Annotated in this window: 8 protein-coding genes; 4 read left to right on the plus strand and 4 right to left on the minus strand. The window is 43.4% G+C overall.

Annotation, left to right across the window (positions count from 1 at the left end):
* Positions 1 to 48: 48 nt before the first annotated feature.
* The 3 genes from M1D84_RS09470 to M1D84_RS09480 all read right to left on the minus strand — a co-directional run bounded on the left by M1D84_RS09470 (position 49) and on the right by M1D84_RS09480 (position 4604).
* A complete protein-coding gene (locus M1D84_RS09470; protein ID WP_025093146.1) occupies positions 49 to 1878 on the minus strand; it encodes an ABC transporter ATP-binding protein in 1830 nt (609 codons plus the stop codon).
* Positions 1871 to 3607, minus strand: coding sequence for an ABC transporter ATP-binding protein (locus M1D84_RS09475; RefSeq protein ID WP_122630976.1), 1737 nt, complete (start codon positions 3605 to 3607; stop codon positions 1871 to 1873). Before M1D84_RS09475 ends, M1D84_RS09470 begins: the two co-directional genes overlap by 8 nt.
* Before the next feature lie 94 nt (positions 3608 to 3701).
* Positions 3702 to 4604 (minus strand): LysR family transcriptional regulator, encoded by a 903-nt coding sequence (locus tag M1D84_RS09480; RefSeq protein ID WP_024422648.1) that lies wholly within the window; start codon positions 4602 to 4604, stop codon positions 3702 to 3704.
* Positions 4605 to 4757: 153 nt separating this feature from the next.
* Here M1D84_RS09480 and gltB point away from each other — a divergent pair, with 153 nt between their 5' ends.
* Both gltB and gltD read left to right on the plus strand, forming a co-directional pair.
* Positions 4758 to 9329 carry a glutamate synthase large subunit gene (gene gltB / locus M1D84_RS09485; protein ID WP_073205909.1) on the plus strand — a complete coding sequence of 1524 codons (4572 nt, stop codon included), beginning with the start codon at positions 4758 to 4760 and terminating at the stop codon, positions 9327 to 9329.
* Between the two features lie 16 nt (positions 9330 to 9345).
* The gene (gene gltD / locus M1D84_RS09490; protein ID WP_024422646.1) at positions 9346 to 10830 is read left to right on the plus strand and encodes a glutamate synthase small subunit; all 1485 of its coding nucleotides are present in this window, start codon (positions 9346 to 9348) and stop codon (positions 10828 to 10830) included.
* A 60-nt stretch (positions 10831 to 10890) separates the two neighbouring features.
* Here gltD and M1D84_RS09495 read toward each other — a convergent pair whose 3' ends face one another.
* Positions 10891 to 12093 carry a nitrate/nitrite transporter gene (locus M1D84_RS09495; RefSeq protein ID WP_024422645.1) on the minus strand — a complete coding sequence of 401 codons (1203 nt, stop codon included), beginning with the start codon at positions 12091 to 12093 and terminating at the stop codon, positions 10891 to 10893.
* Between the two features lie 170 nt (positions 12094 to 12263).
* On the opposite strand from M1D84_RS09495, the gene M1D84_RS09500 reads away from it, so the two are divergent.
* The gene (locus M1D84_RS09500) at positions 12264 to 14513 is read left to right on the plus strand and encodes an FAD-dependent oxidoreductase (protein ID WP_458106454.1); all 2250 of its coding nucleotides are present in this window, start codon (positions 12264 to 12266) and stop codon (positions 14511 to 14513) included.
* A complete protein-coding gene (gene nasC / locus M1D84_RS09505; RefSeq protein WP_024422644.1) occupies positions 14510 to 16669 on the plus strand; it encodes an assimilatory nitrate reductase catalytic subunit NasC in 2160 nt (719 codons plus the stop codon). Before M1D84_RS09500 ends, nasC begins: the two co-directional genes overlap by 4 nt.
* Positions 16670 to 16680 lie beyond the last annotated feature (11 nt).

Genomic DNA, 16680 nt, shown 5'->3' on the forward strand with positions numbered 1-16680 from the left:
AGAGGATAGACAGCATGTGACATGCGTGTCTATCCTCTTTTTTTGATGTTATCCCACTTGATTTTCGGCAAATTGACTCATATATAAGTCTGCATAGAAGCCTTTTTGTTTTAAAAGTTCGCTGTGCGATCCTTTTTCAATGATGCTTCCATCCTTCATGACTAAAATAAGGTCTGCATCCTTAATCGTTGAAAGTCTGTGTGCAATCACGAAGCTCGTTCTGCCTTTCATCAATTCATTCATTGCTTTTTGAATATGCATCTCTGTCCGTGTATCCACACTGCTTGTTGCTTCATCTAATATCAAGATCTTTGGATCAGATAAAATGGCACGGGCGATGGTTAACAGCTGGCGCTGACCTTGAGACAGGTTGCCTGCATCTTCTGTTAACAGTGTGTCATATCCATCTGGTAGCGTGCGGATGAAATCATCTGCATAGGCATGTTTGGCGGCTTTGATGACATCCTCTTTGGAAACGTGCTGCCTGCCATAGGCAATGTTGTCATAAATCGTTCCTTCAAAGAGCCATGTATCTTGAAGAACCATCGCAAATAATTCTCGTACTTGCTGACGGCTGAGGTCAGTTGTTTTGACACCGCCAATGCGTATGGAGCCCTGATCTAATTCGTAAAAACGCATTAAAAGATTAATGATGGTCGTTTTTCCCGCGCCTGTTGGTCCGACAATGGCAACCGTCTGTCCTTCTTGCACATCTAAATTCAAATCTTTAATAATCGGATGATCTTTTTCATATCCGAATTGAACTTGTTCAAAGCTCACATCGCCTGAGAGTGATGCAAGATCAATTGCCGCATCTTCTTCGGTACTTTCTTCTTCCTCATCAAGAATTTCAAAGACCCTTTCAGCAGAAGCGATCGCTGATTGAACTAAGTTTGCGACGCTTGATGCTTGCACAAGCGGCTGAGACATTTGCTGTGTGTATTGGATAAACGCCTGCACATCCCCGACACGAATATTCCCGTTAATGACTAGAATCCCGCCGGCTACACTGACTGCCACATAGCCAAGGTTCCCGATAAAGGTCATCATTGGCATCATTAAACCAGAAATGAACTGCGCTTTCCTTGATGATTCATACAGCTTTTCATTTAATTCATCAAATGTATCGATTGCTTTCTTTTCGTAGCCATACGCACGAACTGTCTGATGTCCTGTGAACATCTCATTGATATGTCCATTGATCGTGCCAAGCTCTTTTTGCTGCGCTTTAAAATGCTTTTGAGAAAATGACGTAATACCGCGAATCGCAAACAGGCTGAGTGGCAGCGTCAAACAAACAAGCAATGTAAGCAGCGGACTGATGAAGAGCATCATGACGACAATCCCAATGACTGTAATCACAGATGTAATCACTTGGGTGAGCGCCTGCTGAAGCGATGTATTAATATTATCGATATCATTCATCACACGGCTTAGCGTGTCCCCATGGGTTGTTTTATCAAAATAACGCAGGGGGAGACGTGTGAGCTTGTCATTTGCTTCCTGCCGTAATTCAGCAATGGTCTGTTGAGAGACACCAGCCATGACATATTGCTGAACGAATGAAAAGAGGGAGGCAACGACGTACAGCACGACAAGCAGTAAAAGAATTCGTGAAATGACGTCAAATTGAACGGCTGTTCCATTCGTAAAGCTGTCAAATAGGGAAGAGGTGGCATCCCCAAGCAGCTTTGGACTAATGACGTTAAAGACAGTTGAACCAATTGCTGCAATAAAGACGATGATCAGCTGAAATTTCCTTGGTTTTAAGTAGCCTGTCAAACGTAGCAGTGTTTTCTTAAATTCCTTCGGTTTTGCGGCTGGCCCTTTAGGGTGGCCGCCTTTATGCCCCATGCCAGAAGACATTTTCTTACTCATTCTCGCTCACCTCCTGACCTTCCTGAGATGCGACAATCTCTTGGTATACAAGATTGTCCTTTAATAATTGTTCATGTGTTCCGATACCTGCGATTTTCCCTTCATCAAGTACAATGATTTTATCACTATGCTTCACTGTACTGATTCGTTGAGCCACAATGATGAGGGCTGCATGAGCTTTTTCTGCTTCTAATGATGCCCGCAGCTTCGCATCTGTTTTGTAATCAAGTGCTGAAAAGCTATCGTCAAACAGATAGAATGATGGTCTTCTCACTAGCGCCCTTGCAATGGAAAGCCGCTGCTTTTGGCCGCCGGATAGATTGGAACCACCTTGATCAATTTCTGCATCAATTCCGCCATCTTTTTGCAAAACAAATTCTTCGGCCTGCGCAGTTCGCAGCGCCTGCCAGATGTCTTCATCGCTTGCATCCTGTTTGCCAAAGCGTACATTCTCGGCAATGGTTCCGCTGAATAAAACAGCTTTTTGAGAGACATAGCCCATTTGGTTTCTCAGTTTCTCCTGAGGCAGCTCTCTAATGTCTACACCATCTAGTGTAATCCGGCCTTCTGTCACTTCATAAAAGCGCGTCATCAGCTGGAGAAGCGTTGTTTTCCCAGAACCCGTACTTCCGATGATGGCTGTCGTTTCACCAGTTTTGGCTTCAAACGTGATACCTTGAACGGCCGGTTTCTCAGCATTTGAGTAATAAAATGACACATCCTCAAAGCGAATGGATTGAGCGGGCTTGTGAAGGTCAGTCATAGACTCTTCTTTGTCTTTAATCTTTGGTTCCATGTTTAACACTTCATTCATGCGTTTAGCTGACGCTTGTGCTCTTGGGACCATAATAAAGCTCATCGACAGCATAATCAGTGCCATTAAAATCATCATCGCATATTGAATGAAGGCAATGAGATTCCCAACTTCCATTTCTCCGGCATCAATTCGGTTTGCACCAAGCCAGACAATGCCGATATTCGTGAAGTTCATGATGATCAGCATAAATGGAAACAAGTAAGCCATTAATCGGTTGACTTTAAGACCAGTGTCCTTATAGGACGTGTTGGCTTCTTGGAATCGTTCCTTTTCATCATCCACACGGTTAAATGCACGAATAACGCGGATGCCTGAAAGAGATTCCCGCATAATTAAATTCAGCCGGTCTGTTTTTTTCTGAAGCTGGCCAAATAGAGGGATGGCTTTTCTTGACACCAAATAGATGAATCCGCCAAGAAGGGGGAGGGCTGCCAAAAAGATAAGAGACAGGACAGCATCCCTGGAAACAGCCAAAATAATTCCGCCCACAAGCATGAGCGGGGCCCGCGTCATCATTTGTAAAATCATAATCGTCACATCTTGGACTTGTTTCACATCATTTGTTGATCTAGTAATAAAGGAAGATGTGCCGATCTTTTGAAATTCTTCTAATGAAAATTGTTCGACATGCACAAACAGCTGTCTTCTCATATCACGGCCGAAGCCAAGTGCTGTCTTTGATGACAAGTAAGACTTCCAAATGGTGAGCAAAATGGCGAGTAAAGAACAAGCCACCATCCAGCCGCCAACCTTCCATATGTAAGCAATATCTCCCTGGACGATACCGACATCAACGATATCTGCTGTTAACGTCGGTAAATACAGCTGGAGCATACTGCTTAAAAAGGTGAGAATGACAATGGACACAACGGACAGCCGATACGGCTTTAAAAACGATAAAATTGATTTCATACGAATACCTTTCTTCCATATAGTCTTTTGTTCTGTAACCCATCATATACAATGAGGGATTATTTCTACAAATGAAATGTCTTCTTTTAATGAATTATTTATATTGTTCAATTTTAGAAAAGAAATCCTTCACAAACACATAAAAATCATGGGCAGAAGGAGACATTTCGCGCGTTTTAGATGCAATAATTCCAACCGTTCGTCTCACTTGAGGAAAATCGATCGGAATTTTCACTGTAAATCGCGGTGTTGTTTCATAAAAGGCGCTTTCGGGTAATAAGGTAACACCCATACCTGCCGAGACGAGACCTTTAATCGCATCCAAATCTTCTCCTTCAGATGAAATGGTAGGCTCATAGCCTGCCTGCTTGCAAGCATCAACCGCAATTTGTCTCAGCACATACCCTTCAGGAAATAACACGAAATGATCCCTTCTTAAATCACTTAAATGAATACTCCTTTGTCCGCTAAAGGGGTGGCTAACTGGTAAAAGGGCATAAATGCTTTCGGAAAACAAAATATTTCCTTCTATTTGAGAATCGTTTGTCGGTACGGGTCCTAAAAAGGCGAGATCGATATCTCGATTTTTGACCGCTTCAATGAGAAATTTATAGGATCCTTGACGAAGTAAAAAATCGACCTCTGGATATTCCTGCTTAAAGGCGGAGATGACAGAAGGGAGTACTTGGCTTGCTAGACTTGTAGGAAAGCCAATATTCACCGTTCCTTTGTGCGGGTCTAAGTATTCATCAATTTGCTCTTTCGCATAATCAATGGCTTTGAGTGCAGTTCTGACATGATCTAAAAATTGTCTGCCGATCTTCGTTAATTTGATATTTCGTCCTTCTCGTTCGAATAAGGCCACTCCAAGTTCTTCTTCTAAATTCGCAATCTGCCGGCTGATGGCAGATTGGGCAACATGTAAGTTTTCAGCCGCTTCTGACACGTGTTCACGGTCTGCGACTTCTACAAAATAACGTAACTGACGAAGCTCCATTTTTGCACTTCACACCCATCTATCTCAAAAAGAGATTGTTTTGATCTAAATTATATATTGTTTATATCAATTTGAAAACTTAAAATAAGTTACAGAGTTTGTGAGATTTTATTACTGTGAAAAAACGGATCTTTTAAACGGGGGAGAGAAACGATGACTTATAATCAACTACCACAACCACAAGGTCTCTACCGTCCTGAATTTGAACATGATGCATGTGGAATCGGACTGTACGCCCATTTAAAAGGGGAGGCGACACATAGCATCGTCAAAAAGGGATTACAAATGCTGTGCCAGCTTGATCATCGCGGCGGGCAAGGCAGTGATCCGTATACAGGTGATGGTGCCGGTTTAATGGTACAGCTGCCAGACGCTTTCTTTAGAAAGAACTGCAAAGAATTTGCACTTCCTGAAAAAGGCCGTTACGGGGTAGGAATGGTCTTCTTTTCAAAAGATGATGACGAAAAAACGCGTCAAGCCATCGAACAGAAAATCAACGGGTTCATTAAACAAGAAGGCCAAACATTAATTGGCTGGAGAACGGTTCCTGTCGATCCAGGAAAAATTGGTACTGTCGCAGCGAAGAGCTGTCCGGTTGTGAGACAGGTCTTTATCGGAGCAAACGACAACATCACAGATCGTTTGTCATTTGAACGAAAATTATATGTCATCCGTAAGCAGGCTGAGAACTGGGGAACAAGAGAGGAAAAGCAATTTTACTTTGTCAGCCTGTCGAGTCAAACCATCGTATACAAGGGGCTTTTAACATCAGATCAAGTCGATGCTTTTTATCTTGATCTACAGGATGAAACATTTGTTTCTGCATTTTCACTTGTTCATTCAAGATTTAGTACAAATACATTTCCTACATGGGAAAGAGCCCATCCAAACCGTTACTTAATTCACAACGGAGAAATCAACACATTAAGAGGAAACATCAATTGGATGAGAGCAAGAGAACAACAATTCGTATCTGAAGCCTTCGGAGACGATTTAGACAAGATTTTGCCAGTGCTGAATGCAGACGGAAGTGATTCATCCATTTTAGACAATGCCTTTGAATTCTTTGTGCTTGCAGGCCGTACACCTGCTCATACAGCAATGATGCTGATTCCTGAGCCTTGGACGGAAAACACGCACATGTCGAAAGAGAAACGGGCATTTTATGAATACCATAGTTCTCTCATGGAGCCGTGGGATGGACCAACAGCCATTTCCTTTACGGACGGGAAACAAATCGGGGCCATCTTAGACCGAAATGGATTGAGACCGGCAAGATATTATGTCACGAATGATGATCATATCATTTTCTCTTCTGAGGTTGGCGTAATTGACACAAATGAAGAAGATGTGAAGTATAAAGATCGACTTGAGCCTGGTAAAATGCTGCTCATTGATCTAGAAGAAGGACGAATTATTTCTGACGAAGAAGTGAAATCGACCATTGCGAATGAACTGCCTTATCAAAAATGGCTCGATGAAGAAATGGTCCACGTCAATCGCTCGGAAGAAAATTCAGAAAATTCTAGTATAATGGATGATTTATTGACGCGTCAGCGTGCGTTCCATTATACGTATGAAGACATTCAAAAGTATTTAATTCCTTTACTAGAGGAAGGCAAGGATCCAATCGGTTCAATGGGAAGTGACACACCGCTTGCTGTGTTATCAGATCGTGCGCAGTCTCTTTTTCATTATTTTAAGCAGCTGTTTGCACAAGTCACGAACCCGCCGATTGATGCCATTCGTGAGCAGCTCGTGACATCAACCATGACTTGGTTAGGTGCCGAAGGCGATATTTTACATCCGAATGAATATTCATGCCGAAGAATTAAACTTTATACACCGGTCTTAACGAGCGGACAATTTAACGGCTTGAAAACGATTGTTCATAATGCCTTTAAAAGCAAAACAATCCATACACTTTTCACCGATGATTTAAAGCGCGGACTGGATGCGATGTTTGAAGAGGCGGAAAAAGCGATCAGAGAAGGTGTCTCTTTATTAATCCTTTCAGATCGTGAAATGACAGCACAAAAAGTACCGATTCCACCACTTCTTGCGCTAAGTGCACTTCATCAGCATCTTGTGCGTCAAGGTCTACGGACAAAGGTCAGTCTGATCGTTGAATCTGGAGAGGTGAGAGAGGTCCATCATTTTGCCGCACTAATTGGCTACGGCGCAGATGCGATTCACCCTTACCTTGTCTATGAAACGTACAAACAGCTGATTGCAGACGAAGCGATTTCGATCAGCTTTGATGAAGCTGTTACAAAGTTTGGTAAAAGCGTGACAGAAGGTGTCGTCAAAGTCATGTCCAAAGTGGGAATTTCCACTGTGCAGAGCTATAGAGGCGCGCAAATCTTTGAAGCAGTTGGGATTAGTGAAGACGTCATTCAAGCGTATTTCACAGGAACAGCTTCACAGCTTGGCGGGATTGATCTTGACACCATTGCTCATGAGGCAAAACTTCGCCATGAAGCAGGGTATCAAGCAGCAACAGACCAGACACTTGAATCAGGCAGTGAATTCCAGTGGAGAAAAAATGGAGAGCATCATGCTTTTAACCCAAAAACGATCCATACGCTCCAGTGGGCATGCCGTAATGAAGATTACGATCTATTTAAACAATATACAAAAGCAGCGGATGAAGAAAGAATCGGCTTCCTCAGAAACTTGTTTGCATTTCAGCCAAAACAAAAGCCGGTTCGTCTGGAAGAGGTTGAATCTGCTGAATCCATCGTGCGCCGCTTTAAGACAGGTGCCATGTCATTTGGATCTTTAAGTAAAGAAGCGCATGAGGCACTTGCGATTGCGATGAACCGAATTGGCGGTAAAAGTAACAGCGGAGAAGGCGGAGAAGATCCTGCCCGCTTTACAGTAGATGAACACGGTGATGACCGCAGAAGTGCGATTAAACAAATCGCTTCTGGCCGATTTGGTGTAAAAAGTCATTACTTGGTCAATGCAGATGAACTGCAAATTAAAATGGCGCAAGGAGCAAAACCTGGAGAAGGCGGACAGCTGCCAGGAAATAAAGTGTATCCTTGGGTGGCCGATGTACGTGGTTCTACGCCAGGTGTCGGATTGATTTCACCACCGCCGCATCATGATATTTATTCCATTGAGGATTTGGCACAGCTGATTCATGATTTGAAAAACGCGAACCGTGATGCACGCATCAGTGTCAAGCTTGTATCTAAAGCCGGCGTTGGTACGATTGCAGCAGGTGTAGCAAAAGGAACTGCGGACGTCATTGTTATCAGTGGTTATGATGGCGGTACAGGAGCTTCACCGAAAACAAGTATTAAACACACAGGGCTTCCTTGGGAGCTTGGATTGGCAGAGGCGCATCAAACCCTTGTGTTAAATGGTCTTCGCGAGAGAGTCGTTCTTGAAACAGACGGAAAGTTAATGACTGGCCGCGACGTTGTGATGGCTGCGATTTTAGGAGCAGAAGAATACGGATTTGCGACAGCTCCACTTGTCGTGCTGGGCTGCGTGATGATGAGAGCATGTCATTTAGATACTTGCCCAGTCGGTGTTGCCACACAAAACCCAGAGCTTCGCAAAAAATTCATGGGTGACCCTGATCACATTGTGAACTTCATGATGTTTATTGCAGAGGAAGTAAGAGAAATCTTAGCGGAACTCGGCTTTACATCAATGGATGAATTAATCGGACGTACGGACGTCCTGGCGGTCAGTGAACGAGCAAAAGCTCACTGGAAAGCAGGTCAGCTAAACCTTGAAACACTGCTTTATCAGCCAGAAGGAGCGCGGACATTCAGAACACCGCAAAATCATAAAATTGACGAATCGCTGGATATGAATGAAATCCTTCCTTATGTGCAAGAAGCGCTGAATCATCAAACACCGGTTGATCTATCATTGAACATTCGCAATATCAATCGTGTGGCCGGAACCATTACTGGCAGTGAAGTGTCTAAGCGCTACGGGGAAGAGGGCTTGCCAGAGGATACGATCACACTCAGATTCACTGGTTCAGCTGGACAAAGCTTTGGCGCATTTGTGCCAAAGGGCATGTCTCTCTATTTAACAGGTGATTCAAATGACTATATCGGCAAAGGACTCTCAGGAGGCAAAATTGCTGTGAAAACGTCTGATCATTTTGTACAAAATGGACATGAAAACGTCATTGTAGGAAACGTTGCATTTTACGGTGCAACTAGCGGAAAAGCTTATATTAACGGCCGTGCTGGTGAACGATTTGCTGTTCGTAATTCAGGTGTACATGTGGTTGTTGAAGGAATTGGAGATCACGGCTGTGAATACATGACTGGCGGACGTGTCGTTATTTTAGGAGACGTTGGGAAAAACTTTGGTGCAGGTATGTCTGGCGGTGTGGCTTACATCCATACATCGGATGCGAAACAGTTCAAAAGAATGTGCAATATGGAAATGATCATGTTTGAAAAGCTCACAGATCATGAAGAAGAACAAGAAGTGAAGCAGATGATCAAGGAACACCTTGATTATACAAACAGCTCAAAAGCAGCAGCACTTCTTGAAAACTGGGAGCAAGAAAAGGATCAATTCATCAAAGTCATTCCGAGAAATTACAAAATGATGCTTCAAAGCATTGAAGAACAAAAACAAGCGGGCCTCAGTCATGAAGAAGCGGTGATGTTTGCCTTTGAAGCAAACACAAAACCGAAAAATCAAGAAACGGCAAACGGGCAAAAAGCAGCCCTCGCTCATTAAGAAAGGGGAGAGGACAATGGGCAAAGCAACAGGTTTTATGGATTATAAAAGAGAAAAGCCAAATGAACGTGACCCTCTCACTCGTCAAAATGACTGGAAAGAATATTCAGCTCCTTATACAGATGACGTATTGAAGACGCAGGGCGCTAGATGTATGGATTGCGGAACACCGTTTTGTCAAATTGGGATGGAGATCAGGGGCGGCGTGTCTGGCTGCCCGATCTACAATTTAATTCCAGAATGGAATGATCTTGTCTATCGCGGGAGATGGAAGGAAGCTCTCGAAAGACTGCAAAAAACAAATAATTTCCCAGAGTTTACTGGGAGAGTATGTCCTGCACCTTGTGAAGGGTCATGTACAGTCGCTATCAATGATCCGGCTGTTTCGATTAAAAATATCGAACGCACAATCATTGATAAAGGTTTTGAAAATGGATGGATCACACCAAGAATCCCTTCAAGCCGTACAGGGAAGAAAATTGCCATTGTCGGCTCAGGACCAGCAGGACTTGCAAGTGCTGATCAATTAAACCAAGCAGGGCACGCTGTCACAGTGTTCGAGCGTTCTGACCGTCTTGGCGGACTGCTGACATACGGGATTCCGAATATGAAGCTCGACAAAGAAGTGGTCGAGCGAAGAGTCAAACTTCTAAGACAAGAAGGCATTGACTTTGTGACAAACACAGAAATCGGCGTGGATATTACTGCTGATGAACTGAAAGAGCAGTTTGATGCAGTTATCCTTTGTACAGGTGCACAAAAGCAGCGTGATCTATTGATTGAAGGCCGGGAAGCAAAAGGGATTCACCTTGCGATGGATTATTTAACCCTTGCAACGAAAAGCATGCTTGATTCAGGATTTAAAGACAAAAACTTCATTGATGCAAAAGGAAAAGACGTGATTGTGATTGGCGGAGGAGATACAGGTGCGGACTGCGTGGCAACTGCACTTCGCCAAAAAGCAAAAAGTGTTGTTCAATTCGGGAAGCATCCAAAGCTTCCGGATACACGTGTAGGGGATAACATGTGGCCAGAACAGCCTTATGTCTTCTCGCTGGATTATGCTTATGAAGAAGCACAAGCAAAATTCGGAGAAGATCCGCGTCAATATTCAATTCAAACCACAAAAATTGTGGCAGATAAAAATGGAAAATTAAAAGAGCTTCATACCATTCAAATGGAAAAGGTGAAAAACGAACAAGGGAAGTTTGAATTTCATGAAATTCCAGGGACAGAGAAGGTATGGCCTGCTCAGCTCGTCTTTATTGCAATTGGTTTTGAGGGAACTGAACAGCCGCTTGTGAAACACTTTGGCGTGGACAGCAAAAACAATCGCATTGACGCAAAATATGGGGAATATACAACAAATGTAGAAGGCGTATTTGCAGCGGGAGATGCAAGACGCGGGCAAAGCTTGATTGTCTGGGCAATTAATGAAGGCAGACAAGTGGCGCACGAGGTAGACCGTTATTTAATGGGGAGTTCGGTTCTGCCAAAATAGGTCAAACAAAGGGTGTTACAATATAAAGAAAAGCCATGACCAACGTGTGGTCATGGCTTTTTATGATTCAGAAATGGTACGGTTGATCAACACTTTTTTACGTTTAAGCTGCGATACGACTAAACAGAGGAAGACAATCAGAACAAAAAGGGAAATGGTCAAAAAGCCAAACGTATATGAGCCAGTCAATTCTTTTAAACTGCCAAGAATATTAGGTAAAAAGAATCCGCCAATGCCTCCAGCAGCCCCAACAATTCCGGTCACAATCCCAATTTCTTTATGAAATACTTGAGGCACCAGCTGAAAAACAGCGCCATTTCCCATCCCAAGGCACATCATCCCCACAAATAAAAGCGCAATGACCACAGGTAAAGCTGGAAGACTGCTCACGCCTCCTAAGCAGATGCCGATGATTCCGAATAATCCAAGCAGTACTTTCATTCCGCCTATTTTATCGGCAATGAGACCGCCCACAGGCCGAAAGAAGCTGCCTGCCGCCACACAAAGTGTCACAAAATCACCAGCATGAATCTTCGAAACCCCATATTGATCCACAAAGAAAATACTGAGGAAACTGGAAAGCCCGACAAACCCTCCGAATGTGATCGCATAAAGCAAACAGAAAAACCATGTCGATTTCACTTGAAATACTGAAAAGTACGACCGAATCGGCTGAGGAGCGGGCTGATTTGGTGCATCTTTTGCAGTGAAAATAAAAAACAAAAAGACAAGACTTAACGGAATCAAAGCGAGCCCCATTACGGCATGCCACCCGTAAATCTCCGCAAGTCTTGGACCAAATAAGGTGGAGATTAGTGTTCCACTATTCCCGGCGCCTGCAATCCCCATGGCTACTCCTTGTAAGTGAGGAGGATACCAGCGGCTTGCCATTGGCAAAGCAACAGCAAAACTTGCTCCTGCTACTCCAAGCAAAATCCCAATCAGTACGAGCTCTGAAAGGGTTGTACCAGCGATAAACCCCCAAATAAGCGGAATCGTCGTTAAAAGCATTCCTATCACTGCAGTCTTTTTAGGTCCTATTCGATCGGTGAATAAACCAAGCACAATCCGAAAAAAAGAACCAGATAGAATTGGAATGGCCACAATCATGCCTTTCTCTACGGTTGATAAAGCAAAATCTTGTGCAATAAAAGCACCCAGCGCCCCTAACAAAACCCAAATCATAAAGCTCACATCAAAATATAAAAAGGAACCAAACAATGTTTTAGGATGACCACTTGATTTTAATTCTGAGAGTTTCATAAAACGCCTCCTCCATTTTGAATTTTCTGACTTAAAGATAGCGAGTTCACTTATGTAATGAAAGTATTATGTGAGAAAAATTGACATGAATAAACACTTTTTTACAAGTATGTGCCATAATCAATCCATACAATGTGCTCGAGCAAGAGGCTTAGAAAGGTTGATTTCAGATGGCAAAACGCAAACTTGTGTTTATCGGAAACGGCATGGCGAGTATGAAATGTATCGAAGAGATCATTCAAAAGCAGCCAGAACATTATGCCATAACAGTCATTGGAAAAGAGAAGCACTCTGCCTACAATCGAATAAAACTTTCGTCGATTTTACAAAAAAGCGAATCATTCGCTGAAATTCAACTAAAGGAAAAAGAATGGTACACCGCGCATGACATCACATTGTACAAAGGAGAATCAGTTGTACATATCGATACAAATCGAAAGTGTGTCATGACAGATGCGCGCCGGGCAATTCCCTATGACAAGCTCGTCATTGCAACGGGTTCATCGCCGAATTTTCTTCCTATTCAGGGTGTGTCCAAAAAAGGGATATACGCTTTTCGGACAATTGATGATTATGAGGCCATTTGTGCGGATGCGGTGCATTATCAACAAGCAGCAGTGATCGGAGGCGGCGTGCTTGGTGTGGAGGTAGCAGCTGGTCTGCAGATGGCGGGGCTTGAAACCACCATCATTCATTATACGGAGCGGCTGATGCAGCGCCAATTAGATGAAACAGCAGCCGGATTATTACAGCAAAAATTCATACGAAAAGGCATTCAGGTGAAAACAAATGCCCATACCATTGCATGCTTAGGCGGTGAGAGGGTAGAAGGCGTTCTATTGAAAAATGGCGATATCGTGGATGCTGATCTTGTTGTTTTTACAACAGGTATCCGTCCGAATATACAGCTTGCAGAGAATCATGGCATACACACGAGAAAAGCCATTGTTGTCAATGACGTGATGGAGACAAATATCCCGAATATTTATGCGATTGGAGAATGTGCAGAGCACCAAGGGATGGTGCATGGCCTTGTTCAGCCCATTTATGAACAAGCAAGCGTGCTCGCTAAGCATCTTTTAGGAGAAAAAATCACACATACACCAAAGCCCATTTACTCAACAAAATTAAAAGTACCTGATTTGCCGATTTATTCTGCTGGCTGTATTGAACATCATTCTCCGTTTATGTCAGCTGTGACTTATTTAGATGAAGAGCAAGAGGTGTATAAAAAATTCGTCTTTGAACGTCAGGCGCTGGCAGGTATTTTATTCGTCGGAGAGCTGGGGAATGCCGATCAGCTTTTGCAAGATGTAAAAGTGGGACGTGATAAAAGTGTGGTCATGAAAGCCCTTCATGAAAAGCAGTCATCCCCACTAGATTCATTAAAAATGGAAGACCTCGTCTGCCAATGTCAAACCGTTACAAAAGGGATGATTTTAAAAAGCATTTCGGTTCATCAGCTGACAAACTTAGACGAGGTGAAAAAACATACTGGGGCAGCAACTGGGTGCGGCGGCTGTCAAGAGCTCGTCCGTGCTTGCTGCCAGTTACCATCACATGATCAAACGGAATCGCAGGCCTTTTTTTGTCCATGTACAGAAGTAGAGGAGCAGACCATTTTTTCGTTTATTAAAAAACAGCAACCGGTGAATGCTGAAGAAATAAAAAGACATTTTCAATGGAAAACGAATCACGGCTGCGGCATCTGCCGGCCGGCCATTCAATACTATCTCGAGCAATTTCAAGGATCGGTGGAAAAAATCGGCGCTGCTGAACAGGAAGACATGTTGCTTCCTCAATTATATGGAGGCCGGCTTGATCTGGATTTTTTGAAAATCATTACGTCTTTGTTAGAGAACAGGCTGATTGAGCAGGCAGAGCTGACAAAGCATAAACGAATACGGCTCATCGGTGTGTCAAAACAGGCGGCACAAATCGTCAAAAATCATTGGCCAATTATGCCTAATGAGAAAAGAAGACTATCTCATATCCTTTCATGCGACTGTGACGATCCAGCTGTCACGTCACTTGTGATGGAGCTGGAAAGACAAGTGGAAGATACACTTTTACCAGCTGTCACCTCCATTCATATCACCGGTGCTTCTTGCACGTGTAAACTTGCTCCAATTGATGACATCTGTCTGAAAAAGCAGCTGGGTGAATGGAACATTTATATAGGAGGCCAGCTTTTTTACACCTTGGCTCATTCAAGTGAGCTTATTCCTTTTTTAAAAGCGCTGCTTGAAGAGTATAGAAAAAATGCTTACTTTCAAGAATCCATTGGCGATTGGCTGTCACGGCAAGGAAACATTTCTATTCGAGAAAAGTTACTTGATGAGGAAATAAGAGAAGAGCTCTGTGCGCAATTTGACCAAAGCAGACAAGGAAATGTAAGACAAAAGGATGTGAAGGTATGAGTCAATCTTTTTTACAATATGCCCAGCAAAAATCAAAGCAGGAAGAACAAAAGCGAGTGTTCCCAGCCCAATGTCCTTTTTGCAGTATGCAGTGCAAAATGCAATTAATCGAGCAGCATGTGGAAGGGCAAACACGCTACCAAACGATTGGTGTACACAATCCAACTACGCACGGAAGACTTTGTATGAAAGGACAGCATGCCCACCAGCACGCGCTTCATAAAGATCGCCTGAATCACCCGCTGATCAAAAGAAACGGACAATTTGTAAAAGCGACATGGCAGGAGGCTCTCGAAGAAATCAAAACAAACATAGAATCCCTTCAGTTGTCGCATGGCCATGATGTGATCAGTGTGTACGGAAGCGCATCAATAACAAATGAGGAAGCGTACTTACTCGGGAAATTTGCAAGAGTGGCGCTGAAAACGAAATACATCGATTATAACGGCAGACTATGTATGTCTTCGGCAGCAACTGCCGCAAATCAAACATTCGGACTTGACCGTGGTCTGACCTTTCCTTTAAGCGACATCAAGCATGCACGGGTGTTGATATTGGTTGGAACGAATATAGCGGAATGTCAGCCAACCTTCCTGCCCTACATTGAAGAGGCAAAAAACAATGGCGCATTTCTCATCGTCATTGATCCGCGCAAAACTCCGACAGCCCAATTAGCCGATTTACATGTCAGCCTAAAACCAGGGTCAGATGCCGCACTGGCAAACGGCATATTGCACATCATGCTGCATGAGCATTTAATCGATGAATCATTTATTCATCAACGAACATCAGGTTTCCAAAAACTAAAGGAGCACATCTCACGCATCTCCTTGCCAGACATTGCTGAGCAAACTGGCGTGACGATTGATGTGATGCAGAAAATAGCAAGGAAATTCGCGCAAGAAAAGACAGGTATGATTTTTACAGCAAGAGGCATTGAGCAGCAAATAGACGGTACAGCCTCTGTCCGTAATTTCCTGAATATTCTGCTTGTTACTGGGAAGATCGGCCGCTTTGGATGCGGCTATGGCGCAATAACCGGCCAGGGAAATGGCCAGGGAGCAAGAGAGCATGGGCAAAAAGCAGATCAGCTTCCAGGATATCGAGATATCTCAAACCCTGCTCACAGAAAAGAAATGGCTGAACGATGGAACATTGATGAAAAAGAACTTCCAGGAAAGGGCGTGTCTGCTTTTGAAATGTTTGAAAAAATGCAGGCAGGTGAAATCAAAGCGCTCTTTTTAATGTGCTCAAATCCTGTCCAATCAGGGCCAAACGCGCACTTGATTCAGCAAGCCATCAAGAACTTGTCCTTTTTTGTTGCCGTTGATTTATTTATGTCTGAGACAGCTGCGCTGGCAGATGTAATTTTACCGACTTCGTCATATTTAGAGGATGAAGGTACCGTGACAAACGTAGAGGGCCGCGTTACGCTTAGAGAAGCAACATATCCACTTAAACACCAAAGAAAGCACGATTGGCAAATCATTTGTGAAATAGCAGCTGTATTAGGCAAAGGAAGCCATTTTTCCTTTTCATCCGCAGAAGAGATCTTTGAGGAATTAAGAGCCGTAACGAAAGGTGCAAAGGCTGATTATTCAGGCATAACCTATGAAAGGCTGAGGAAGGAACAAGGCATTAGGTGGCCTTGTACTCATTTAGAAGACCCGGGAACTGAAAGATTATTTGAACATGCATTCTCACATTCTGACAGTTTAGCGAAGTTTGCCGTCGTCACACACGAAAAAAAGGCTGCAAAGGAACCCGTCAGTCAAGAATACCCTCTTTATTTAACGACCGGCAGGGTGATGGCTCATTACCAAACAGGCGTTCAAACAAGAAGGAGCACCTCTCTTGTTGCCAGACAGTTTGAAGCATATGCAGAGCTTCATCCTGACACAGCGAAAACATATGGACTTCAGCACGGGGAGCTCGTGACCATCAAGTCAAAAAGAGGAAGTGTCATCATCAGATGCCGCATCTCAGACACCATTCGAACAGATACCGTGTTTGTCCCATTTCATTGGAGCAAACATCAATCAATTAATCTATTAATTGATGATCAACTAGATCCGCACAGTAAAATGCCAGGCTTTAAATATTGTCCTGTACAGCTGTCAGCCTATGTGAATGAAAAACTATGTGAGAAATTTTAACATGTATTTTC

The organism is Bacillus sp. PK5-006 (assembly GCF_054161415.1).